Genomic DNA, 20,657 nt, shown 5'->3' on the forward strand with positions numbered 1-20,657 from the left:
CTGCCCGGCGCGGGTTCGCGCCGCGGCGGGCGCCAGCGCCACGCGAGCGGCGCGGGCGGGCCCTGCTCGCCCTCGGCCAGGGCGCGCGGGCTGTGGGCCAGGAAGCCGGCCTGGCGCAGCAGCTGGACATGGCCGTCGAGGGTCAGCCCGGTCGAGCGGGCCAGCGCCGGGCTGATCGTGAAGCCCTGCCGCGCCGCGGCGACGCGGCGCCCGTGCGCCTCGCGCAGCAGCTTCTCGGCCATGTCGACGCGGACCGCCTGGGCGCCGGCGCGGCGATAGCCGAGCGGGGCGCGGCCCTCGACCAGCGGCACCACCGGGGGCATCTCGGCCAGGACCTCTGGCGGCCGCCCGCCGTGAAGCAGCGCCAGCTCGCGCCAGGCGCTCAGCGGCGCGGGCTTGAGCGCGGCCGGCACGAACAGGTCGAGCGCGCCGATCCGCGCTCCCAGTGTCTTGAGCAGGGCGCGCTGCTCGGGGGTGAAGCGCTCCAGCCCCGAACCCTCGCGCGCGATCAGCCCGCCGCGTTCGACCAGCCGGATCAGCAGCGCGCGCAGTTCGGGACCGCCTTCCGGCGCGCGCGTGGCGGCATCGATCCGGGCGAGCGGCTCGAGCGCGGCGAGACGCGCGGCCAGCCACGCTTCGAGCGCGTCCTTCAGCAACTTGCGCGGTGCGGCCGGGATCGCCTCGAGTGCGGGGTCGAGCTGGAGCACGGGAGAAAGCAGGCTCTTGCCCGGACGCAGCAGCGCGAGCCGCTCGCGCCCGTGGACGATCGCTCCCGCGGCCAGGGCCAGCAGCGCCGGGTCCACGGCCAGGGCGGCGGCCAGCTGCTCGGCGCGTTCGCCCAGCAGCTGCGGCAGATGGCGCTCGGCCGCGGCGAACAGCAGCTTGTGGTCGCTGTGGTGCGCGCTGGGGTCCACCTTGAAGCGGAACCCCGCCAGTTCGCCGATCGGCTCGCCATCCACCAAGAGCTTATCCCCTTCCAGCCGGACCGGGAGCAGCGCGGCGTCCGCCCCGGTCTTGCGCATCAGCACCGCGGTTCGCCGGTTGACGAACCGCTCGGTCAGCCGCCCGTGCAGAGCATCGGACAGCCGCGCCTCGACCGCGCGGGCGCGCGCGGCCATCTCGTCGCGCGCCAGCACCCAGTCGGGGCGCTGCGCGATGTAGGCCCAGCTGCGGATCGCCGCGATCCGCCCCTGCAGCGTATCGATGTCGCCTGCCGGATTGTCGAGTTCGGCAATCCGCGAAGCGACATAGTCGGTTCCCAGATAGCCGCGCTGGAGGTCCTCCCACAAGCGCGCGACGAACCGGGAATGGGTCTCGGCGCCCTGCTGGCGGAAATCCGGGAGCGTGCAGACCGCGTGAAAGCGCGCCACCGCGGCCGGTCCGCGCAGGGTCGCGGCGATGGCCGGTTCCTCGGCCAGGCGGCGGATCACCGCGAGGTCGATGGCCTCCGGCGCCGGAGCCAGCTCGGGCCGCTCGGGCGGACGGGCAAGGTCGGCGATGAGATGCTCGATCCGGTCGGTGCGCGGCGCGGCGTCGCGCCAGAACAGCCGGGTGAGAGGGGCGAAGCGGTGCTCCTCGATCGCCCAGATCTCCTCCTCGGTGAAGGCCGCATCGTGGCCACCGGTCCCGGCCAGGGTGCCGAACGTGCCATCGCGCTGGTGCCGCCCGGCGCGCCCGGCGATCTGCGCCATCTCGGCCGTGGTCAGGCGGCGGTGGCGCACCCCGTCGAACTTGCTCAGCCCGGCGAAGGCGACATGCCCGACATCGAGGTTGAGCCCCATGCCGATCGCATCGGTGGCGACCAGGTAATCGACCTCGCCGGACTGGAACATCGCCACCTGGCGGTTGCGCGTTTCCGGGCTGAGCGCGCCCATCACCACCGCGGCGCCGCCGCGGAACCGCCGCAGCATCTCGGCCACGGCATAGACCTGCTCGGCCGAGAACGCGACGATCACGCTGCGCGGCGGCACGCGCGACAGCTTCTTCGCCCCGGCATGGCTCAACGTCGAGAACCGCGGGCGCGAAACGATCTCGGCCCCTGGCACCAGCGCCCGGACCATCGGTTCAAGCGTGGCCGACCCCAGCAGCATCGTCTCGTCGCGCCCGCGGGCGTGGAGCAGCCGATCGGTGAAGATGTGCCCGCGCTCGCGGTCTGCGCCGAGCTGGGCCTCGTCGAGCGCGACGAAGGCCAGGTCCGCGGCCCGCGGCATCGCCTCGACCGTGCACAGCAGCCAGCGTGCGCCGGGCGGCTCGATCCGCTCCTCGCCGGTGATCAGCGCCACCCGCTCGCGCCCCTTGATCGCCACCACGCGCTCGTAGACCTCGCGCGCCAGCAGCCGCAGCGGAAAGCCGATCGCGCCCGATGAGTGGGCGCAGAGCCGTTCGATCGCGAGGTGGGTCTTGCCGGTGTTGGTCGGGCCCAGCACGGCCCGGACCTTGCTGTCAGCGTCACGCGCTGCGGCGGAGGGCGAGGCGGTGACCATCGGTGCTGCCGCTGTGGCACTCCGCCCTCCCCCCGGCAAGGCCGCACACCGGGCAAGCGCGCAGATTTCGACAGGGCGTTGCCACCCTCCGCCGGTCCCGATCGGCGGCCTGCTCCCCGGCCCGGCTTAGTGCGACGTTAACCCTTCCGGTGCAGGGTGGCGGCAGCCAGACGGAGGGTTCGTGTTCAGGGCTCAGGACAGTGCGACGTTCGGGTACGGCCCGGCCGCGCCGGCGCGGCCGGACGGTCCCGCGCCCCTGCCTGTGATGGCGCCTGTGCCCGCTCCCCGGGCGGGTAGCACCACCGGCCCGGTCTGGCCTGCGCGAATCTCGGCCCGCCTGCCCGGCTGGACCCGTGCGCTGGCCGCCGATCTCGCCCCCGACCTGGCCGAGGACATCGGCTCGCGGCGGTGGTGCCGCGGTATGGTCACGCTGCTCGCGCTGATCGGCCTCGCCCTGGCCTTCTGGCCCGATCTCTCCGCGCTCGAGGCCGCTCCCGCCAGCCGGATCGACGCCGCCGCCGCGCGGGAACTGCGCGCCCAGGGACTGAGCGGCGCGCGCGCCGCGGTCCCGTCCGGCCCGGCGCTCGCTCCCCATCCCGCGCTGCGCCGGGTCGCCTCGGTCGCCGAACGGCCTGAGATCGCGCGCACCACCGAACTGCCCGCCGGGGACAGCCCCGGGGACAGCCTTGGCCGGCTGTTCCAGCGCGCCGGCGTTTCGGCCAGCGATGCCGCGCGCGCCACCGACCTGATCGCCGCGACCGTGCCGCTGGCCCGGCTCGCGCCGGGGACCCGCGTCGATCTGGTGCTTGGCCCGCGCCCCGCGCCGGGCCAGCCGCGCCGGCTTGAACGCGCCGCGTTGCGCGCCCGGATCGATCTCGCCCTGACGGTTTCGCGCGCCGGTGCGGGGCTGGTGCTCGAGCGCCAGCCGATCCCGGTCGACACCACCCCGCTGCGGATCCGCGGCGTGGTCGGCAGCAGCCTTTATCGCTCGGCCCGCGCCGCCGGCGCCCCGCCCAGCGCGATCCAGGAATATCTCGCCGCGCTCGACAGCCATCTCAGTCTCGAAGGCGATATCGCCGCCGAGGACCGCTTCGACCTGGTCTTCGCCTATCGCCAGGCCGCCACCGGCGAAAGCGAGGCCGGCGAACTGCTCTATGCCGGGCTCGAGCGCGCCGGGCCGCAGGGGCCGCGCCCGGTGCTCGAACTGCTGCGCTGGGGCCGCGATGGCGGCTTCTATTCGGCCGAATCGCTCAGCCGACCCAGCTATGTCCAGACCGGCCCGGGGCTGATGATGCCGGTCAATGGCCACGTCACCTCGCTCTACGGCCAGCGCTTCCACCCGATTCTGGGCTATACCCGCATGCATGCCGGGGTTGATTTCGGCGCGGCCTGGGGCGCGCCGATCATGGCCACGGCCGAGGGCGTGGTCTCCTATGCCGGCTTTCATGGCGGCCATGGCAACTACGTGCGGCTCGAACATGGTGGCGGGCTCGGCACCGGCTATGGCCACATGAGCCGGATCGCCGTGGCCCCCGGCCAGCGCGTCCGCGCCGGTGACGTGATCGGCTTCGTGGGGTCGACCGGGCTCTCGACCGGGCCGCACCTGCATTACGAGATGTACCGCAATGGCCAGACGGTCGATCCGCTCGGCATGCGCTTCGCTGCGGTGACGCGCCAGGTCGACCCGCGCGAGCTGGGTGCCTTCCGCGCGCGGCTGGCCCAGCTCAAGGCGCTCCAGCCCGGAGCCCTGCTGGCGGCGGGTGCCCGGACGGTGTCGCGCCTCGCGCTGCGCTGAGCCGGACCCCCACCCCGCCGCCTCTCCCCACCGCCTCTCCCCGCCGATCCTCCCCGCAGCCCCGCGTCTCGCGCCTTGATGCCGCGCCGCGATTGCGGCAGGACGGCGCGATGACCGCCAGCTATCCGGCCCTGCGCCTCCGCCGCACCCGCACCTCGGCCTGGAGCCGGGCGCTCCACCGCGAGATCGCGGTCTCCCCCGCCGACCTGATCTGGCCGCTGTTCGTCACCGACGGCGATGGCAGCCACGGCGGCGTGGAAGAACCGATCGGTTCGCTGCCGGGCGTCTCGCGCTGGTGCGTCAAGGGCATTGCCCAGCGCGCGCGTGAGGCCGTGGCGCTGGGCATCCCGTGCCTGGCGCTGTTCCCCAACACCCAGCCGGGTCGCCGCGATCCGCTTGGCAAGGAGGCGCTCAACCCCGACAACCTGATGTGCCGGGCGGTCCGGGCCATCCGCGATGCCGTGGGCGGCGAGATCGGCGTGCTGACCGACGTCGCGCTCGATCCCTACACCAGTCACGGCCAGGACGGGCTGATCGACGAGGCCGGCTATGTCCTCAATGACGCCACGGCCGAGGTGCTGGTCGGGCAGAGCCTGAACCAGGCCGCCGCCGGGGCCGACATCATCGCCCCGTCGGACATGATGGACGGCCGGGTCGGTCTGATCCGCGCCGCGCTCGAGGCGGCCGGGCACCACAATCTGCAGATCATGTCCTATGCGGCCAAGTATGCCTCGGCCTTCTATGGGCCGTTCCGCGATGCGGTCGGCTCGTCCGGCCTGCTCAAGGGCGACAAGAAGACCTACCAGATGGATCCGGCCAATGCCGAGGAGGCGCTGCGCGAGGTCGCGCTTGACCTGGCCGAGGGCGCGGACAGCGTCATGGTCAAGCCGGGCCTGCCCTATCTCGATATCGCGATCCGGGTGAAGCAGCGCTTCGAGGTGCCGGTCTTCGCCTACCAGGTTTCGGGCGAATACGCGATGATCGAGGCCGCGGTGGCGGCCGGGGCGGCCGATCGCGATGCCATGGTGCTGGAAACGCTCACTGCGTTCAAGCGCGCCGGCTGCTCGGGGGTGCTCACCTACCACGCCCCGTTGGCGGCGCGGCTGATGAATGGCTGACGCCGCGTCGGCATTCCGGCACGAGACCGCGCGGCTGGTGCTGCGCGACTGGCGCGCCGGGGACTGGCCCGCCTTCATCGCCCACACCAACACCCCGGCGGTGATGCGCTGGCTGGGCGGGGTGCAGGATGAAGGCCACTTCCGCCTGATGGCCGATCGGTTCGCCGCATGCCGTGCCGAACACGGCCACTGTTTCTGGGTGGTCGAGCGCAAGGATGATGGCGGAATGCTGGGCGGCGAAATGCTGGGCTTCTGCGGGTTGAAGCGCGGCAATGCCCCGGACTGCAGCTTCATGGGCGCATTCGAGATCGGCTGGCGCCTGCGCGAGGAGGCCTGGGGCCGCGGCTATGCGGCCGAGGCGGCGCGGGCCAGCCTGATGCTCGGCTTCACCCGTTTCGCCGCGCCGGTGATCCACGCCATCACGGTTCCCGGCAACACCCCGAGCTGGACCCTGATGGAACGGCTTGGGATGCGCCGTACGCCTGAGCTGGACTTCCGCGATTCGCGCTTCAGCGGTGAGCTCAGCGACGTGATCGCCTACAGCCTGACCCGCGCCGAATGGGAGTCGCAGCAACCATGACCGATCGTCCCGACGTCACCATCCTGCCCTTCGCCGGGAAGGTCCCGCGCATTGCCGACAGCGCCTTCATCGCTCCCGGTTGCCGGATCATCGGCGATGTCGAGATCGGTGCCGATGCCAGCATCTGGTACAACTGCGTGATCCGCGGCGACGTCAACCGGGTGGTGATCGGCGCCCGGACCAACGTGCAGGACGGCACGGTGATCCACTGCGACAGCCCCGAACCGCGCCGGCCCGAGGGCTTTCCCACCCTGATCGGCGCCGATGTGCTGATCGGCCACATGGCGATGATCCACGGCTGCACCCTGGCCGATCGGGCCTTCGTCGGCCTTGGCGCGATCGTGATGAGCGGCGCGGCGATCGACTGCGACGGCATGCTCGCCGCCGGGGCGCTGCTGACCCCGGGCAAGCGGATCGGACCGCGGCAACTGTGGGGGGGGCGCCCGGCTGCCCCTATGCGCGACCTGACCGATGCCGCGCTGGCCGACATGCGCGAGGGCGTGTCCCACTACGTCGAGAACGGCCGGCGCCATGCCGCCGAGATAGCGGCTGTCCTTGGCCCGGCCCAGGCCTGAACGACCCCAGCCCACCGCGTTGTGGGCCCTGGTCGATGACGCCGGGCGGCTGGCGGTGCGGGTCACCCCGGGGGCCCGGAGCGAGGGGCTGGACGTGGTCGATGGCCGGCTCTGCGCCCGGGTCCGGGCCAGGCCCGAGGACGGGCGGGCGACTGCCGCCGTGCGGGACCTGCTGGCCGCGGCGCTCGATCTGGCGCCGTCGCGGGTCGAACTGTTGCGCGGCGCAACTTCGCGCGAGAAGCTGTTTCAGGTGATCCGAGACCGGGCTTAGCGTTCCAGCCGCCAGGCCCATCCCAGCATGAGTACGGCCCAGCCGCCGGCCAGCCAGAGCGCCGTCCCGGCGAGGTGGACGAAGGCGAGCCCCCCCAGCACCGCCCCGCTTGCCAGTCCGACCCACAGCGCGGCCTGGATCCAGCCGTCGGGGCGGGGCTGGCCGAGCAGGCCCGCGGCCAGTGCCTGCCCCAGCTTGACCAGGGCACCGGTCATGTAGGTCAACCCCACGCTGACTGTGCCATCGCGCAGGAAGGTGTTGTTGAGGGCGCCCATCGCGCTCACCAGCAAGGCCAGGGACAATGCTGCCGGGGCCTGGCCACGCAGCGCGGCGGCAGCCAGCAGCAGCAGCGCGACCAGCCCGAGCACGGCGCGCTGGCGGCGCGGTCCCGCCCGGCTGGCGATCACCGCTCCGGCGGTCACTCCGCCGACGAACCCCGCGATCAGGAGCGCCGGCACCAGCGCGCGGTCCGGGCGCGTGGCGAGATCGACCCCCAGCCGCGTGGTGTTGCCCGACATGAACGAGACGAAATAGCCGTCCGCCGAGAGGAACCCGACCGCGTCGACAAACCCGGCCAGGCCGGCCAGTCCGATCGCCAGAAGTCTGCGCCGCGGATCGAGCTCGTTCACGGACTGCCCCGGGAGGTTCGGCCCGGCCCGGGCGCGGGGGGGCCTTCAGTGGCGGGTTCCGCCCGCCATGCCGGCCACCATCTGTTTCAGCACATCCAGCATGGCCGCGGCAATCGCGGGATCGCGGCCGCCCACCACATCGTCGATCGCGCGGTGCATGGCCGCGATCCACTGCCTCGCGGTCTGCGGGGTGATCGGCAGCGGACGGTGCAGGCTCATCACGCATTTGCCGCTGGCGAACCAGTCGCGCGGGCCGCCGGCCCAGCCGGTGAAGAAGCCGGTCAGGCTGTCGCGCATCGGCCCAAGGTCGGCGGCGTGCAGCGCGCGCAGTTCGGCATAGGCTGGGTCGGCATCCATCAGGTCGTAGAAGCGGTCGACGATGGTCCGCAGCACGGCCTGTCCACCCAGCCGCTCGTAAGGTGTGGTCGGGCGGGGTTCGGGCGCGTGGGTCAAGGCTCTCTCCGGCAACAGCGACGCCAGCCTCGCCTGCCCCGGCCCGGTCGGAATGACTTTGATCCAGATCAACCCGCGCCCTGGTCAATCAGCCACTTGCGCGCGCAGCGTTTCGATCCGGTCGGCTTCGCGCGCCGGCTTGTCGGCGCGGATGCGGTGGATCCGGGGGAAGCGCATGGCCAGCCCCGACTTGTGCCGCTTGCTGGCGTGGATCGAATCGAAAGCCACCTCCAGCACCAGGCTGCGGTCGGTCTCGCGCACCGGGCCGAAGCGGTTCACCGTGTGCTGCCGCACGTAGCGGTCCAGCCATTTCAGTTCCTCGTCGGTGAAGCCGAAATAGGCCTTGCCGACCGGCAGCAGCTCGCTCCCGCCAAGGCCATCCGCGTCGGGCTCGCCGGCCCAGCAGCCGAAGGTGAAGTCGGAATAGAACGAGCTGCGCTTGCCGCTGCCGCGCTGGGCGTACATCAGCACGCAATCGGCCAGCAGCGGATCGCGCTTCCACTTGTACCACAGGCCGGTGCGCCGCCCCGCCACATAGGGACTGTCGCGCCGCTTCAGCATGACCCCCTCGATCGCCGCATCACGGGCGCCGGAACGGATCTCGGCCAGGTCGGCGAAGCTTTGCGCCGGGATCAGCGCGGACAGGTCGAACCGTGCGGGATCGAGCCGGGGCACCAGCGCCTCTAGCGCCAGGCGGCGCTGCTCCCACGCGAACGGCCGCAGGTCCTCGCCCGCGATGATGAGCGCGTCATAGAGCCGGACGAAGGCCGGATAGTCGGCCAGCATCGCCCGCGACACGGTCTTGCGGCCCAGCCGCTGCTGCAGCGCGTTGAAGCTGGCCGCCCCGCCCTCGGCCGCGCCCTGATAGGACCCGCGGACCAGCAACTCGCCGTCAAGCACGGCCGGAACCGGCAGCGCGGCGGCGATCTCGGGGAAGCTTGCCGAGATGTCGTCGCCCGAGCGCGAATAGACCCGCGTTGCTTGCCCGTTGCAGACCACTTGCACCCGGATTCCATCCCACTTCCATTCGGCCGCATAGGCCGAAAGGTCGGGGGCGGCGCCGTCCTCCAGCGGATGGGCCAGCATGAACGGGCGGAACAGCGGCAGGTCCTCGTCCGAGGGCGGCGGGGCCCCGTTCGCGGCCCAGTCGAACAGCGGCAGGTAGGGCGGGACCTGACCGTGCCAGTACTCCTCGACCTCCTCGACGGCGACCGCAAAGGCCTGGGCAAAGGCCACCTTGGCCAGCCGCGCCGAGATGCCGAGTCGCATCGCCCCCGTGGCCAGCTTGAGCAGGGCATAGCGGCCATCGGCGTCGAGCCGGTCGAGCAGCGCGGCGAGATCGTGCTGGACGCTGGCGCGGGTCATCGCCGCGAGCGCGGCCACGGCCTCGTCCACGCGCGGCGGGGGCAGCTGCGGACCGGCCGGTTCGGGCCACAGCAGGCTGGCGGTCTCGGCCGTATCCCCGACGAAATCGCGCGAGAGCTGGAACAGCAGCGGGTCGACCCGGCTCATCAGCAGGGTGCGCACCGCCGATGCCTTGACCGCCGGGAAATCGAGCCCGTCGGTCAGCGCGGCGAGGGCCCAGCCGCGCTCGGGATCGGGCGTGGTGCGCAGGTACTGCGCGATCAGCGCCAGCTTGCCGTTGCGGCTGCGGGTATAGACCAGTGCGTCGACCAGGGCGGCGAAGGCGATCATCGGCTGCGGTTTCGGCGGGCAGAGGTTGGCGCGCGGGCACTTGCCCCAATGTCTGCCCCCTCAGTCATCCTCGTCCTCGTAGCCCACCAGCGCGAGCGCGCGGGCCTTGCGCTGGTTGAGCTCGCACCAGCGCAGCAGGGCGTCCTCGCGGCCGTGGGTGATCCAGGTTTCGGCGGGGTTCACCTCCGCGATGGTGGCGGTCAGCTCGTCCCAGTCGGCATGGTCCGAGACGATCAGCGGCAGCTCGACATTGCGCTGGCGAGCGCGCTGGCGCACGCGCATCCAGCCGCTGGCCATGGCGGTGAGCGGATCAGGCAGGCTGCGGCTCCAGCGGTCGCTCAAGGCGGAGGGCGGGCAGAGCACGATCTCCCCGGCGAGCGCGCTGCGCGGGACATCCGCCACCGGCCGCAGCTCACCCAGCGCGATGCCGAAATCCTCGTAGAGCCGGCACATCCGCTCCATCGCGCCGTGCAGGTAGACCGGCTCGGCATAGCCGGCGCGGCGCAGTTCGGCGATCACCCGCTGTGCCTTGCCCAGGGCATAGGCGCCGACCAGCATGCAGCGCCCGGGATGCCTCTCGCGCGCGGCGAGCAGCCGCGCGATCTCCGCACCGATCGGCGGATGGCGGAACACCGGCAGCCCGAAGGTCGCCTCGGTGACGAAAACGTCGCAGGCGACCGGTTCGAACGGTGGGCAGGTCGGATCGGCGCGGCGCTTGTAGTCGCCGGTCACCACCACCCGCTCGCCGGCGTGCTCGAGCAGGATCTGCGCCGAGCCGAGCACGTGCCCCGCGGGGTGGAACGAGGCGCGCACCCCGCCCGGTAGGTCGATCCCCTCACCATAGCCGACCGCCATCGCGCCGGCTGTCGTGCCATAGCGCAGCGCCATGATCGCGAGGGTCGCCGGGGTGGCAATAGTTTGCGCGTGGCCGCCCCGGGCGTGGTCGGCGTGGCCGTGGGTCACCAGCGCCCGGTCGACCGGGCGCGCCGGGTCGATCCAGGCCTGGGCCGGGACAATGTAGAGGCCCTGCGGTTCGGGGCGGAGCCAGGAGAACGGGGGCGCCATGACGAGGGAGCATGGCCCGGAATGCCGGGGGGTTCCAGATGGCTGCGGGGGCGGGCGTGAACATCCTCCCCATCGCTGTGCGACGGAGAGGATCGGCGGAGACCAACCAAAAAGGCCCCCGACTCGCGCCGGGGGCCTCCTTGTCTCGCTGCGGGCAGGGCCTTACTCGGCGCCGTCCTCGCTCGGCTCGGGCGCCGGGCCGGCGGCACGCGACGAGGCCTTCTTGGGCTTGGCCTTCTTGACCAGCTTGGGCGGGGCCGGGGTCAGCTCGAAGGCCAGCTCGGCGCCGCCCTCCTTGACCTTGACGTGGACCTCGCCGCCGTGCGCCAGCTTGCCGAACAGCAGCTCCTCGGCGAGCGGCTGCTTGACCTTGTCCTGGATCAGGCGGGCCATCGGCCTGGCCCCATAGAGCTTGTCGTAGCCGCGCTCGCCCAGCCAGCTCCGCGCCTCACCGTCAAACTGGATGTGGACGTTCTGCTCGGCCAGCTGCAGCTCGAGCTGGAGGATGAACTTGTCCACCACCCGGCTGATCACCGCGGTCGGCAGGTAGGCAAAGGGCACGATCGCATCCAGGCGATTGCGGAACTCGGGCGTGAACATGCGCTTGACCGCCTCGTCCCCGGCGTCGGCCTTGCTGACATCGCCGAAGCCGATGCCCTGGCGCGCCATGTCCGACGCGCCGGCATTGGTGGTCATGATCAGGATCACGTTGCGGAAATCGACCGTCTTGCCGTGGTGGTCGGTCAGGCGCCCGTTGTCCATCACCTGCAGCAGGATGTTGAACAGGTCGGGGTGGGCCTTCTCGATCTCGTCGAGCAGCAGCACCGAATGCGGCTGCTGATCGACCGCGTCGGTCAGCAGGCCGCCCTGGTCGAACCCGACATAGCCCGGAGGCGCGCCGATCAGCCGGCTGACCGAGTGGCGCTCCATGTACTCGGACATGTCGAAGCGGACCAGCGGGATCCCCATGATGCTGGCGAGCTGACGCGCCACCTCGGTCTTGCCGACGCCGGTCGGGCCCGAGAACAGGAACGAGCCGATCGGCTTGTCGGGATCGCGCAGCCCGGCGCGGCTCAGCTTCATCGCGGTGGAGAGCACCTCGATCGCCTTGTCCTGGCCGAAGACCACGCGCTTGAGGTCGCGCTCGAGGTGCTCCAGCACCGCCCGGTCGTCCTTGCTGACCGACTTGGGCGGGATGCGCGCCATGGTCGCGATCACCTGTTCGATCTCGCGCGCGGTGATGGTCTTCTTGCGCTTGGACGGCGGCAGCAGCATCTGCATCGCGCCGACCTCGTCGATCACGTCGATCGCCTTGTCCGGCAGCTTGCGGTCGTTGATGTAGCGCGCCGACAGCTCCACCGCGGTCTTGATCGCCTCGGGCGTATACTTGACCTTGTGGTGCTCCTCGAAGGCCGTGCGCAGCCCGCGCAGGATCTTGATCGTGTCCTCGATCGTCGGCTCATTCACGTCGATCTTCTGGAACCGGCGGAGCAGCGCACGGTCCTTCTCGAAGTGGTTGCGGAACTCCTTGTAGGTGGTCGAGCCGATGCAGCGGATCGTCCCGCCCGACAGCGCCGGTTTGAGCAGGTTCGAGGCGTCCATCGCCCCCCCGCTGGTTGCGCCGGCGCCGATCACGGTGTGGATCTCGTCGATGAACAGCACGGCGTGCGGCATCTTCTCGAGCTCGGAGACGACCTGCTTGAGGCGCTCCTCGAAATCGCCGCGATAGCGGGTACCGGCGAGCAGGCTGCCCATGTCGAGCGAATAGATCACCGCCTCGGCGAGGACCTCGGGCACCTCGCCCTCGACGATCTTGCGGGCCAGGCCCTCGGCGATGGCGGTCTTGCCTACGCCGGGATCACCCACATAGAGCGGGTTGTTCTTCGAGCGGCGGCAGAGGATCTGGATCGTGCGGTCGACCTCGGGGCCGCGGCCGATCAGCGGATCGACCTTGCCGGCCAGCGCCTTGTCGTTGAGGTTGACGCAGAACTGGTCGAGTGCGGTCTCCTTCTTGCCATCGCCCTTCGCCGCCTTCTCCTCCTGCGCGGGCTGCGCGTCCTCGCTGCCCTTGGGGCTGCGATCCTCGATCCGCTTGCCGCCCTTGCCGATGCCGTGGCTGATGTAGCTGACCGCATCCAGCCGGCTCATGTCCTGCTGCTGGAGGAAGTAGACCGCATAGGAATCGCGCTCGGAAAACAGGGCAACCAGCACGTTGGCGCCGGTGACGGTATCCTTGCCTGAGGACTGGACGTGCAGGATCGCGCGCTGGATCACCCGCTGGAACCCGGCGGTCGGCGCCGGATCGCCCTTCTCGGCGGTCTTGAGCGACTGGTATTCCTGATCGAGGTACTGTTTCACCACCTCGGACAGGTCGCCCAGGTCCACCCCGCAGGCAGTCATCACCTGGGCGGCGTCCGGATCGTCGATCAGGGCCAGCAGCAGATGCTCCAGCGTGGCATATTCGTGGCTGCGTTCCGCAGCGTTGGCGAGCGCCGCGTGCAGCGTCTTTTCAAGGCTAGAGGCGAAACTGGGCATCGCGTGTGCTTTCGTTGGGGAACGGGACCCCGGGAACCCGGGAGAGAAGAACGGCGGGACGAACCGGCATTGTATGGCTTAGGCCGGTCGGCTCTTCCGGCGAGACGGGCCTTGGGGCACATGACACCGGATATGGGGAGCCGCCGCGCTTTGGAAAGGGGCGGCGCGCGATCATGATCCGGTGGTCTCGGTGGGGGGCCTGAAGAAGGCCTCGGCGGCGGCGCGATGGGCCGCGGCGCGATCGCGGTGGGCGCGGACCCGGGCAATCTCGGCTTCGAGCAACGCGATGCGCACGCCCAGTTCGTCCTGCGAATAGCTGTCGAGGCTCTCGCTGGCGAGGTGGCTCGCGGCGCCGTGCCGGGTCAGGGCGGGGTCGCGGCGAAGGGGAAGCTCGTCGTCCACTGCGATGCAACATTGGCCGCGTTGCGCTTCGTGTCAACGGTCTGCATAACGGCGGCGGGCCGGCACGGTGGGGATGGCGGGACAGACGGTGGCGCAGACAGACACAGGGGCCTCGTGGCCCGCGCAGATGACCGCGATCGGCATCGCCGCACCGGGTGGACCCGAGATGCTGCGCGCCGAGTCGCTGCCGGTGCCGCCGCCCGGTCCGGGCCAGGTCCTGGTCCGCGTCGCCTTCGCCGGGGTCAACGGGCCGGACCTGGCGCAGCGCCGCGGCGCCTATCCGCCGCCGCCGGGCGCCTCGCCCATTCCGGGACTCGAGGTAGCTGGCATGGTCGTGGCGCGCGGACCCGGTCCGCTGCCGGACTGGCCGGCGGTTGGTGACCGCGTCTGCGCCCTGGTCAACGGCGGCGGCTATGCCGAATACTGCCTCGCCGAGGCCGGGCACTGCCTGCCGGTGCCCGCCGGCCTGCCGCTCGACCAGGCTGCCGCCCTGCCGGAAACGCTGTTCACCGTCTGGCACAACGTGTTCGAGCGCGGCCACGTGCGCGAGGGCGAAACGATGCTGGTGCATGGCGGCACCAGCGGGATCGGGACCATGGCGATCCAGCTTGGCCGGCTGTTCGGGGTGCGCGTGATCGTCACCTGCGGCTCGCCCGAGAAGTGCGCCGCCGCGCTGCGTATCGGTGCTGCCCATGCGATCGACTACCGGGCGCAGGACTTCGTGGCCGAGGTGGCGCGGATCACCGCCGGTCGCGGCGTCGATCTCGTGCTCGACATGGTTTCGGGCGACTATCTGCCGCGCAACCTCAAGTGCCTGGCCGAGGACGGCCGCCATGTGACCATCGCGGTGCAGGGCGGAACCAGGGCCGAGCTCAATCTCGCCATGGTCATGAGTCGGCGCTACACCCTGAGCGGTTCGACCCTGCGCCCGCGCAGCAACGTTTTCAAGGCGCTGCTCGCTCAGGAAATCGCGCGGGAAGTCTGGCCTGCCGTGCTCGCGGGCGATGTGCGCCCGGTGATGGACCGCTGCTTCCCGCTGGCCGAGGCGGCGGCGGCCCATGCTTGGATGGAGGCGGGCCAGCATATCGGCAAGGTGGTGCTGGCGGTCTAGCGCCTGTCCCGGGTACCCGCCCGGGGGCAGGTTGGCCGTGGGGGGGCGCGCGGACAGGCGCGGAAATGCTTGCCGAATTCGCCATTTGCCCCTAGAGGGTGCCCGTTCAGGCCGCTCCGTAGGGGCGGCCCTTGTTGTTTCTGCGCTGTTTTGGCGCCCGTTCGCCGGAGACACTTTCGTGACCCAGCCCACTCCGCTGATGCCGCATGCCACGGCCTCATGGCTCGTCGACAACACCGGCCTGACCTTCGAGCAGATCGCCGAATTCTGCGGCCTGCACATGCTCGAGGTCCAGGCGATGGCCGATGATCTCGCTTCGTCCAAGTACACCGGCCGCGATCCGGTCCGCTCGGGCGAACTGACCATGGCCGAGATCGAAAAGGGCCAGGCCGATCCCAACTATCGCCTGAAGATGCACAAGGCGCCGGTCACGGTCAGCCGCACCAAGGGGCCGCGCTACACCCCGGTGTCGAAGCGCCAGGACAAGCCCGATGGCATTGCCTGGATCCTGCGCAACCACCCCGAGATCTCGGATGCGCAGATCGGCAAGCTGATCGGCACGACCCGCACGACGATCGCGGCGATTCGCGATCGTTCGCACTGGAACATCGCCAACATCCAGCCCAAGGATCCCGTGACCCTCGGCCTGTGCTCGCAGCGCGAGCTCGACGCGATCGTGGCCAAGGCCGCCAAGCGCGCCGGGATCGAGGATGACGGGCAGGATGATATCCGCCTGGGTGACGATCGCGAGGCGCTGATCGAGGAGCTTCGCGCCGAGCGCGAGGCCGCCAGCCGCGCCGCCAGCGAAGCCGCGCAGGAAGCCGAGGTCGCCGCCTGGCTCGAGGCCAAGCGCGCCGCCGAGGCGGCGGGCGAGTAAGCCGGCCAGCCCGCGCCGGCCAGCCCGCGCCGGTCAGTCCGGCCCGGGCGCGCGCCGCCAGATTGGGATCGGCAGGGCTGCGTCCTGCGCCCCGGGCGGTTTCAGGCCTCGCGTCCGCCCGCAATGGCCAGCTTGGGCTCGGCGGCAGGCTTGGGGCTGAGCTTGCCTTCCACCCGAGCGCCCTGCTCGATTGTCAGGGTCTCGTAGGACACGTCCCCCTCGATCCGGGCGGTCTTGAGGATCACCAGCGATCCCGCCTGGATCGAACCGCGCACGGTCCCCGCGAGGCGGGCGTTCTCGGCGCGAATCGCCCCACCGATCAGGCTGCTGGCGCCCTGCACCAGTGCGGCGCAGGTGATGTCGCCCTCGACCGTGCCGTCGACGTGCAGGTCGGCCGTAGCGGTCAGGTCGCCCTTGATCGCCAGGTCAGCCCCCAGCACCGAGAAGGTCGCGCCGCTCATCGGATCAGGGCTGCCCGCCGCGAAGGGGGCCTCGGGCTTCTTTGAGAACATGGGGTGCGACCTCCAGGAAGGGACGGGGATTGACCGGTTGGTCATGGATGCGGACCTCGAAGTGCAGGTGCGGCCCGGTCGAGCGGCCGGTGCTGCCGATCGCGCCGATCAGGTCGCCCGCGGCGACCGTGCGGCCCAGCACGGTGCGGAAACCTGACATGTGCGCATAGCGCGTCACCAGCCCGTTGCCATGGGTGATCTCGACGCAATTGCCATAGCCCGCCTTGCGCCCGACGAAACTGACCCGGCCCTGCGCCGCCGCATAGATCGGCGCGCCGATCGGTCCGCGGAAGTCGAGCCCCGGGTGGAAGGCGGCGCCGCCGTCGATCGGATCGGCGCGATAGCCGAAGCCCGAGGAGATGAACTGGAAGCTGGCCGGGAGGACCTGAGGGATACCCTGGAGCCCGCGCTGCAGCGCCTCCATCCGGGCCAGGCTGTAGCCGAGCCGGCGGAAGCGCGGATCGAGCGTGCCGTCGGCGGCCGTGGCAAGGCGCAGCAGCGGACCGCCCTGCGCGGTGCGGTCGTTGAGCGCGGCCAGCATCGCGCGCGGATCGAGCCCCAGCTTGCGGATCGCCGCCTCGGCCGAGGCGGAGCGACGATCGGCCAGCCGGGTGAGTCCCTCGACGAAGGCGAGCTGGCGCGCCTCGAGCCGGGCCAGTGGCGCGGCCTCGGGCACGGCGGCGCTGACCTTGTCGACTGTCCGGCCGGCTTCGCCGCGGCTGTCCGAGACGGTTTCGCCCCGGCGCCGGTCGGCTGGCAGATCGCCCACGTGGGTCTGAACCAGGGTCTCGATGAAGGTTTGGCGTCGGGCAATGTCATCGGCGACCTTGCCGATGTCCTTGCGATAGGCCGCAACCCGGCTTTCGGCGCTGGCGACCTTGGCCTCGCGGTCGAGCAGATCGCTGTGGTGCCATGAGGCGAGCAGCGACGAGATGCCGGCCCAGCCGAGGGTCACGACCCAGGCGCAGGCGAACAGCACCGCCCCAGCCGCGGCGCGGCGTTGGGCCTGTCCGGAAATGCGGATGAAACGGACCTGACCTTCCGACCGCATGAAGAACTCGCGGTCCGGAAACCATGTCCGCAGGCGGGATTCGATCGCCGCCCGGCTCAGCTTGCGCAAGTCTGCCCCTTCTCGGTCGGTCGTCGTGATCGCGTCCCGGGCGAGGCGGCTAGCAGTGCGCTCCGGTGGAATCGAATCCGGCCCGATGGACTCGGGACGAAGCGCAGCGGACTCACGATGAGCTGAGGGAACTTCCCGAGGCTGGGGCGCGGATGGCGTGGCGGCCGGCTGCGACTCGCGGCGGGGTCGGCGCCAAACGCGGCTGACAAGTCGGGCCAGGGGTGGTAGGCGCCGCCCATGTCCGCCACCGCTTCCATCGCCGCTCCCCTAGCCTCAAGCGAGACGCCCGAGGCCATGATCGCCCGTCTCGGCCGAGCCGGCCGGCTGGCCCAGCGCACGCTTGCCGGGCTCGACGCTCCGGCCAAGGCGGCGGCATTGCATGCGGCTGCCGCGGCGCTGCGCCGTGCCGAACCCGAGATCCTCGCCGCCAACGCCCGCGATGTCGCCGCCGGTCAGGCCAATGGCCTGACCGCGGCGCTGCTCGACCGGTTGCGGCTCGATGCCGGGCGGCTGGCCGGGATTGCCGCCGCGGTCGACCAGGTGGCTGACCTGCCCGACCCGGTCGGCGCGGTGATCGACGCCAACGCGCTGCCGAGCGGGCTGGCGGTCAGCCGGGTGCGCGTGCCGATCGGGCTGATCGGGATCGTCTACGAAAGCCGCCCCAACGTCACCGCCGATGCGGCGGCGCTGTGCCTGCGCTCGGGCAATGCCGTGCTGCTGCGCGGCGGCAGCGAGGCGGTCCACTCCAATCGCGCGATCCATGCTGCGCTGGTCGAGGGGATCGTCGCCGCCGGCGTGCCGGCCGAGGCGGTGCAGCTGCTGCCGACCCAGGATCGCGCTGCGGTCGGGGCCATGCTGACCGCGGCCGGGCTGATCGACATGATCGTCCCGCGCGGCGGCAAGAGCCTGGTCGCACGGGTCCAGGCCGATGCGCGGGTGCCGGTGCTCGCCCACCTCGACGGAATCAACCACACCTACATCCACGCCGCGGCCGATCCGGAGATGGCCGTGGCGATCGCCCACAATGCCAAGCTGCGCCGCACCGGCATCTGCGGATCGATGGAAACCCTGCTGCTCGATGCCGCCTTTCCGGGCTCCCTCAGCGTCGTCGCGCGCCTCCTGGACGATGGCTGCGAGTTGCGCGGCGATGCCCGGGCCCAGGCGCTCGACCCGCGCATCCGGCCCGCCACGGCGGAGGATTGGGACACCGAGTATCTCGATGCGATCCTCTCGGTCGCGGTGGTCGATGGGCTTGATGCGGCGCTGGCCCATATCGCTGCGCATTCCTCTGCCCATACCGACGCGATCGTCACCGCCGATCCGGCTGTGGCCGAGCGATTCCTGGACGAGGTCGATTCGGCGATCGTCATGGTCAATGCCAGCACCCAGTTCGCCGACGGCGGCGAATTCGGGCTGGGCGCCGAGATCGGCATCGCCACCGGGCGACTGCACGCGCGGGGGCCGGTCGCGCTCGAGGGGTTGACCACCTACAAGTGGCTGGTGCGCGGCACCGGCCAGGTCCGCTCCTGAGGGCCCGGCACCCCCGCGGTGTGCCGACCGGCCTGCTCGGCGGCAGCTTCAATCCCGCGCATGGCGGGCATCGCCGGATCACCCGCTGTGCCGCCGCAGCGCTGGGGCTCGACGAGGTCTGGTGGCTGGTCTCGCCCGGCAATCCCCTCAAGCCGGTGGCCGGCATGGCCCCGCTCGCCGCGCGCTATGCCGCGGCGCTGGTTCAGGGGCGCCGGGCGCCGATCCGGGTCACCGCGATAGAGCGTGAGCTGGGGACCCGGTTCACCGTGGACACGCTGCGCGCGCTCGTCCGCCGCTATCCGCGCCGTCGCTTCGTCTGGCTGATGGGGGCCGACAATCTGGCCCAGTTCCATCGCTGGCGCGACTGGCGCGGGATCGCCCGTACGGTGCCGATTGCCGTAATCGCCCGGCCGGGTTATGATGGCCCTGCCGTCGCGAGCCCCGCGATGGCCTGGCTCAGCCGATTCCGGCGGACTGCCGCCAGTCTTCATCGCCGGGCAGAGTGGAGCGCACCAGCACTGGTGATCCTGCGATTCGATCCCGATCCCCGTTCGGCCACGGCGCTGCGCCAGGCCGATCCGGACTGGGCCCGCCATGTGAGCGCGAGGTCCCTGCGCGATCGACTTACCCTCCGCCTGATCGAGCCCCAACCGTGAAACCGCTGAGCCGCCCCGCGCCTGTCGCTGCGGCCAGCCTGTGTGCCAAGGAGCACCCATCGCCTAAATGAACGAGGTTCCCGCCAGTCCCGCCCCCGGTGCCGCTTCGCCGCACCCTGTTCCGCTGCCGCCCGCGGTGCCCGGATCGCTCCACGCCCTCGTGCTCCAGTCGCTCGACGACGATCAGGCGCAGGACATCGTCTCGATCCCGCTCGAGGGCAAGTCGGCCATCGCCGACCATATGGTGATCGCCTCCGGCCGCTCGACCCGTCAGGTCGCCGCCATGGCCCAGAAGCTGGCCGAACGCGTCAAGCACGGTGGCTTCGGTCATTGTCGGATCGAAGGATTGCCCGCTGCCGACTGGGTGCTGATCGACGCCGGCGATGTGGTCGTCCACCTGTTCCGTCCCGAGGTGCGCAGCTTCTACAACCTTGAGCGGATGTGGGCCTTCGGCGACGCACCCGCCGCGGCGTGATCGCGGCCTTGCCCTACCCCGGGGCGGGCCGCGCCGCCTGATCTCCCATGCGCCTGCACATCATCGCCCGCGGCAAGATCGCGCGCACCCCCGAGGGTGACCTGGTCGAGCGCTATCTCAAGCGCATCGCCTGGCCGGTGAAGGTCACCGAACTGCCCGATGTCGGGGGCACCCTGCCCGCCGCCCTGACCCCGGCGCGCGAGGTCCTGCTCGACGAACGCGGCCGCCAGCTCGGCTCGGAGGAATTCGCCGCGCTGCTCGCCCGCTGGCGCGACGATGGCGTGCGCGAGGCGCGCTTCCTGATCGGTGCCGCCGATGGTCACGGTGCGGCCGCGCGCGAACGGGCCGACCTGCTGATCGCCTTCGGGGCGATGACCTGGCCGCATCTCCTGGCCCGCGCCATGCTGGCGGAACAGCTCTGGCGTGCGACCAGCATTGTTGCTGGCCATCCGTATCACCGTTCGGGATAAGCGGCGCGCCATGCCCTCGCTCGCCCTGCCCCAGACTGTCGCCCGCACGCGGCATCCCGCTTGGCGGCGGGGGCTGACCTTGCCGGGCGTGCTGCTGGCCGGGCTGCTCGCAGGCGCGGCGCTGATCGGCGGGTTCACCGCCATGGCGCAACAGTCGGCCGGGCTGGCCGACCCGGGAGAGACCCGTCGGGCGCTGGCCGAGGCGCGCCAGCAGGGTGCCGCGGCACAGCGCCGGGCGGAGCAGCTCGAGGCCCGGGCCCGCGCCGCTGGCGCCGCCGCCGAGCGCAGCGCGGCTGCCGCCGCCG

Annotated in this window: 20 protein-coding genes and 1 pseudogene; 12 read left to right on the forward strand and 9 right to left on the reverse strand. The window is 71.5% G+C overall.

Annotated features, from left to right (window positions below; translation table 11 throughout):
• On the reverse strand, nucleotides 1-2,483 hold a 2,483-nt coding region (locus H7F53_RS17035; protein ID WP_185680717.1), incomplete at its 3' end, for a helicase-related protein.
• A gap of 274 nt (nucleotides 2,484-2,757) precedes the next feature.
• Here H7F53_RS17035 and H7F53_RS17955 point away from each other — a divergent pair.
• The 5 genes from H7F53_RS17955 (at nucleotide 2,758) to H7F53_RS17060 (ending at nucleotide 6,822) form a co-directional block, all read left to right on the forward strand.
• Complete coding sequence (locus H7F53_RS17955) at nucleotides 2,758-4,278, forward strand: peptidoglycan DD-metalloendopeptidase family protein (RefSeq protein WP_221773795.1); 1,521 nt, start codon at nucleotides 2,758-2,760, stop codon at nucleotides 4,276-4,278.
• 110 nt (nucleotides 4,279-4,388) lie between these two features.
• Nucleotides 4,389-5,396, forward strand: coding sequence for a porphobilinogen synthase (gene hemB / locus H7F53_RS17045; protein ID WP_185680719.1), 1,008 nt, complete (start codon nucleotides 4,389-4,391; stop codon nucleotides 5,394-5,396).
• Nucleotides 5,389-5,976 (forward strand): GNAT family N-acetyltransferase, encoded by a 588-nt coding sequence (locus H7F53_RS17050; protein WP_185680720.1) that lies wholly within the window; start codon nucleotides 5,389-5,391, stop codon nucleotides 5,974-5,976. The genes hemB and H7F53_RS17050 overlap by 8 nt, the downstream gene beginning before the upstream one ends.
• Nucleotides 5,973-6,551: a gamma carbonic anhydrase family protein gene (locus H7F53_RS17055; protein ID WP_185680721.1), complete on the forward strand. Its 579-nt coding sequence runs from the start codon at nucleotides 5,973-5,975 to the stop codon at nucleotides 6,549-6,551. The genes H7F53_RS17050 and H7F53_RS17055 overlap by 4 nt, the downstream gene beginning before the upstream one ends.
• Entirely contained in the window at nucleotides 6,532-6,822 is a 291-nt protein-coding gene (locus tag H7F53_RS17060; RefSeq protein WP_185680722.1) for a DUF167 domain-containing protein, read from the forward strand. The genes H7F53_RS17055 and H7F53_RS17060 overlap by 20 nt, the downstream gene beginning before the upstream one ends.
• Here the strand turns inward: H7F53_RS17060 and H7F53_RS17065 are convergent.
• The 6 genes from H7F53_RS17065 to H7F53_RS17090 all read right to left on the reverse strand — a co-directional run bounded on the left by H7F53_RS17065 (nucleotide 6,819) and on the right by H7F53_RS17090 (nucleotide 13,601).
• Complete coding sequence (locus H7F53_RS17065) at nucleotides 6,819-7,451, reverse strand: DUF1275 family protein (protein ID WP_185680723.1); 633 nt, start codon at nucleotides 7,449-7,451, stop codon at nucleotides 6,819-6,821. The two genes, H7F53_RS17060 and H7F53_RS17065, sit on opposite strands and share 4 nt — an antisense overlap.
• A gap of 45 nt (nucleotides 7,452-7,496) precedes the next feature.
• The gene (locus H7F53_RS17070) at nucleotides 7,497-7,904 is read right to left on the reverse strand and encodes a group II truncated hemoglobin (protein WP_185680724.1); all 408 of its coding nucleotides are present in this window, start codon (nucleotides 7,902-7,904) and stop codon (nucleotides 7,497-7,499) included.
• Between the two features lie 84 nt (nucleotides 7,905-7,988).
• Nucleotides 7,989-9,599, reverse strand: a complete 1,611-nt coding sequence (locus H7F53_RS17075; RefSeq protein WP_185680725.1) for a cisplatin damage response ATP-dependent DNA ligase — start codon at nucleotides 9,597-9,599, stop codon at nucleotides 7,989-7,991.
• 60 nt (nucleotides 9,600-9,659) lie between these two features.
• Complete coding sequence (locus H7F53_RS17080; protein ID WP_185680726.1) at nucleotides 9,660-10,664, reverse strand: ligase-associated DNA damage response exonuclease; 1,005 nt, start codon at nucleotides 10,662-10,664, stop codon at nucleotides 9,660-9,662.
• 162 nt (nucleotides 10,665-10,826) lie between these two features.
• Nucleotides 10,827-13,199, reverse strand: coding sequence for an ATP-dependent Clp protease ATP-binding subunit ClpA (clpA, locus tag H7F53_RS17085; protein ID WP_185680727.1), 2,373 nt, complete (start codon nucleotides 13,197-13,199; stop codon nucleotides 10,827-10,829).
• Between the two features lie 171 nt (nucleotides 13,200-13,370).
• Nucleotides 13,371-13,601, reverse strand: coding sequence for a DUF1192 family protein (locus H7F53_RS17090; protein WP_185680728.1), 231 nt, complete (start codon nucleotides 13,599-13,601; stop codon nucleotides 13,371-13,373).
• Nucleotides 13,602-13,728: 127 nt separating this feature from the next.
• On the opposite strand from H7F53_RS17090, the gene H7F53_RS17095 reads away from it, so the two are divergent.
• Nucleotides 13,729-14,712: an NAD(P)H-quinone oxidoreductase gene (locus H7F53_RS17095; RefSeq protein ID WP_185680729.1), complete on the forward strand. Its 984-nt coding sequence runs from the start codon at nucleotides 13,729-13,731 to the stop codon at nucleotides 14,710-14,712.
• 178 nt (nucleotides 14,713-14,890) lie between these two features.
• Nucleotides 14,891-15,589: a DUF1013 domain-containing protein gene (locus H7F53_RS17100; RefSeq protein WP_343062131.1), complete on the forward strand. Its 699-nt coding sequence runs from the start codon at nucleotides 14,891-14,893 to the stop codon at nucleotides 15,587-15,589.
• A gap of 101 nt (nucleotides 15,590-15,690) precedes the next feature.
• Here H7F53_RS17100 and H7F53_RS17105 read toward each other — a convergent pair whose 3' ends face one another.
• A complete protein-coding gene (locus tag H7F53_RS17105) occupies nucleotides 15,691-16,101 on the reverse strand; it encodes a bactofilin family protein (RefSeq protein ID WP_185680730.1) in 411 nt (136 codons plus the stop codon).
• Complete coding sequence (locus H7F53_RS17110; RefSeq protein ID WP_343062132.1) at nucleotides 16,055-17,221, reverse strand: M23 family metallopeptidase; 1,167 nt, start codon at nucleotides 17,219-17,221, stop codon at nucleotides 16,055-16,057. The genes H7F53_RS17105 and H7F53_RS17110 overlap by 47 nt, the downstream gene beginning before the upstream one ends.
• A gap of 294 nt (nucleotides 17,222-17,515) precedes the next feature.
• On the opposite strand from H7F53_RS17110, the gene H7F53_RS17115 reads away from it, so the two are divergent.
• The 5 genes and pseudogenes from H7F53_RS17115 to H7F53_RS17135 all read left to right on the forward strand — a co-directional run.
• Nucleotides 17,516-18,751, forward strand: a complete 1,236-nt coding sequence (locus tag H7F53_RS17115) for a glutamate-5-semialdehyde dehydrogenase (RefSeq protein WP_379542777.1) — start codon at nucleotides 17,516-17,518, stop codon at nucleotides 18,749-18,751.
• Nucleotides 18,715-19,407 carry a nicotinate-nucleotide adenylyltransferase gene (locus tag H7F53_RS17120; RefSeq protein ID WP_185680732.1) on the forward strand — a complete coding sequence of 231 codons (693 nt, stop codon included), beginning with the start codon at nucleotides 18,715-18,717 and terminating at the stop codon, nucleotides 19,405-19,407. Before H7F53_RS17115 ends, H7F53_RS17120 begins: the two co-directional genes overlap by 37 nt.
• A gap of 67 nt (nucleotides 19,408-19,474) precedes the next feature.
• The gene (gene rsfS, locus H7F53_RS17125; protein ID WP_185680733.1) at nucleotides 19,475-19,882 is read left to right on the forward strand and encodes a ribosome silencing factor; all 408 of its coding nucleotides are present in this window, start codon (nucleotides 19,475-19,477) and stop codon (nucleotides 19,880-19,882) included.
• Nucleotides 19,883-19,929: 47 nt separating this feature from the next.
• Nucleotides 19,930-20,352: a 23S rRNA (pseudouridine(1915)-N(3))-methyltransferase RlmH gene (locus H7F53_RS17130; protein ID WP_185680734.1), complete on the forward strand. Its 423-nt coding sequence runs from the start codon at nucleotides 19,930-19,932 to the stop codon at nucleotides 20,350-20,352.
• 10 nt (nucleotides 20,353-20,362) lie between these two features.
• Nucleotides 20,363-20,657, forward strand: a pseudogene (locus H7F53_RS17135) (hypothetical protein); the annotation flags it as partial.

Origin of the sequence: Novosphingobium piscinae, assembly GCF_014230355.1 — a bacterium.
Lineage (GTDB): Bacteria > Pseudomonadota > Alphaproteobacteria > Sphingomonadales > Sphingomonadaceae > Novosphingobium > Novosphingobium piscinae.

What these genes read in the sequence shown, in the direction of transcription:
- hemB (WP_185680719.1), top strand. Translation starts at nt 4,389, where the DNA reads ATGACCGCCAGCTATCCGGCCCTGCGCCTCCGCCGCACCCGCACCTCG.
- H7F53_RS17050 (WP_185680720.1), top strand. Translation starts at nt 5,389, where the DNA reads ATGGCTGACGCCGCGTCGGCATTCCGGCACGAGACCGCGCGGCTGGTG.
- H7F53_RS17055 (WP_185680721.1), top strand. Translation starts at nt 5,973, where the DNA reads ATGACCGATCGTCCCGACGTCACCATCCTGCCCTTCGCCGGGAAGGTC.
- H7F53_RS17075 (WP_185680725.1), bottom strand. Translation starts at nt 9,599, where the DNA reads ATGATCGCCTTCGCCGCCCTGGTCGACGCACTGGTCTATACCCGCAGC.
- H7F53_RS17080 (WP_185680726.1), bottom strand. Translation starts at nt 10,664, where the DNA reads ATGGCGCCCCCGTTCTCCTGGCTCCGCCCCGAACCGCAGGGCCTCTAC.
- clpA (WP_185680727.1), bottom strand. Translation starts at nt 13,199, where the DNA reads ATGCCCAGTTTCGCCTCTAGCCTTGAAAAGACGCTGCACGCGGCGCTC.
- H7F53_RS17095 (WP_185680729.1), top strand. Translation starts at nt 13,729, where the DNA reads ATGACCGCGATCGGCATCGCCGCACCGGGTGGACCCGAGATGCTGCGC.
- H7F53_RS17105 (WP_185680730.1), bottom strand. Translation starts at nt 16,101, where the DNA reads ATGTTCTCAAAGAAGCCCGAGGCCCCCTTCGCGGCGGGCAGCCCTGAT.
- H7F53_RS17115 (WP_379542777.1), top strand. Translation starts at nt 17,516, where the DNA reads ATGATCGCCCGTCTCGGCCGAGCCGGCCGGCTGGCCCAGCGCACGCTT.
- rsfS (WP_185680733.1), top strand. Translation starts at nt 19,475, where the DNA reads ATGAACGAGGTTCCCGCCAGTCCCGCCCCCGGTGCCGCTTCGCCGCAC.
- H7F53_RS17130 (WP_185680734.1), top strand. Translation starts at nt 19,930, where the DNA reads ATGCGCCTGCACATCATCGCCCGCGGCAAGATCGCGCGCACCCCCGAG.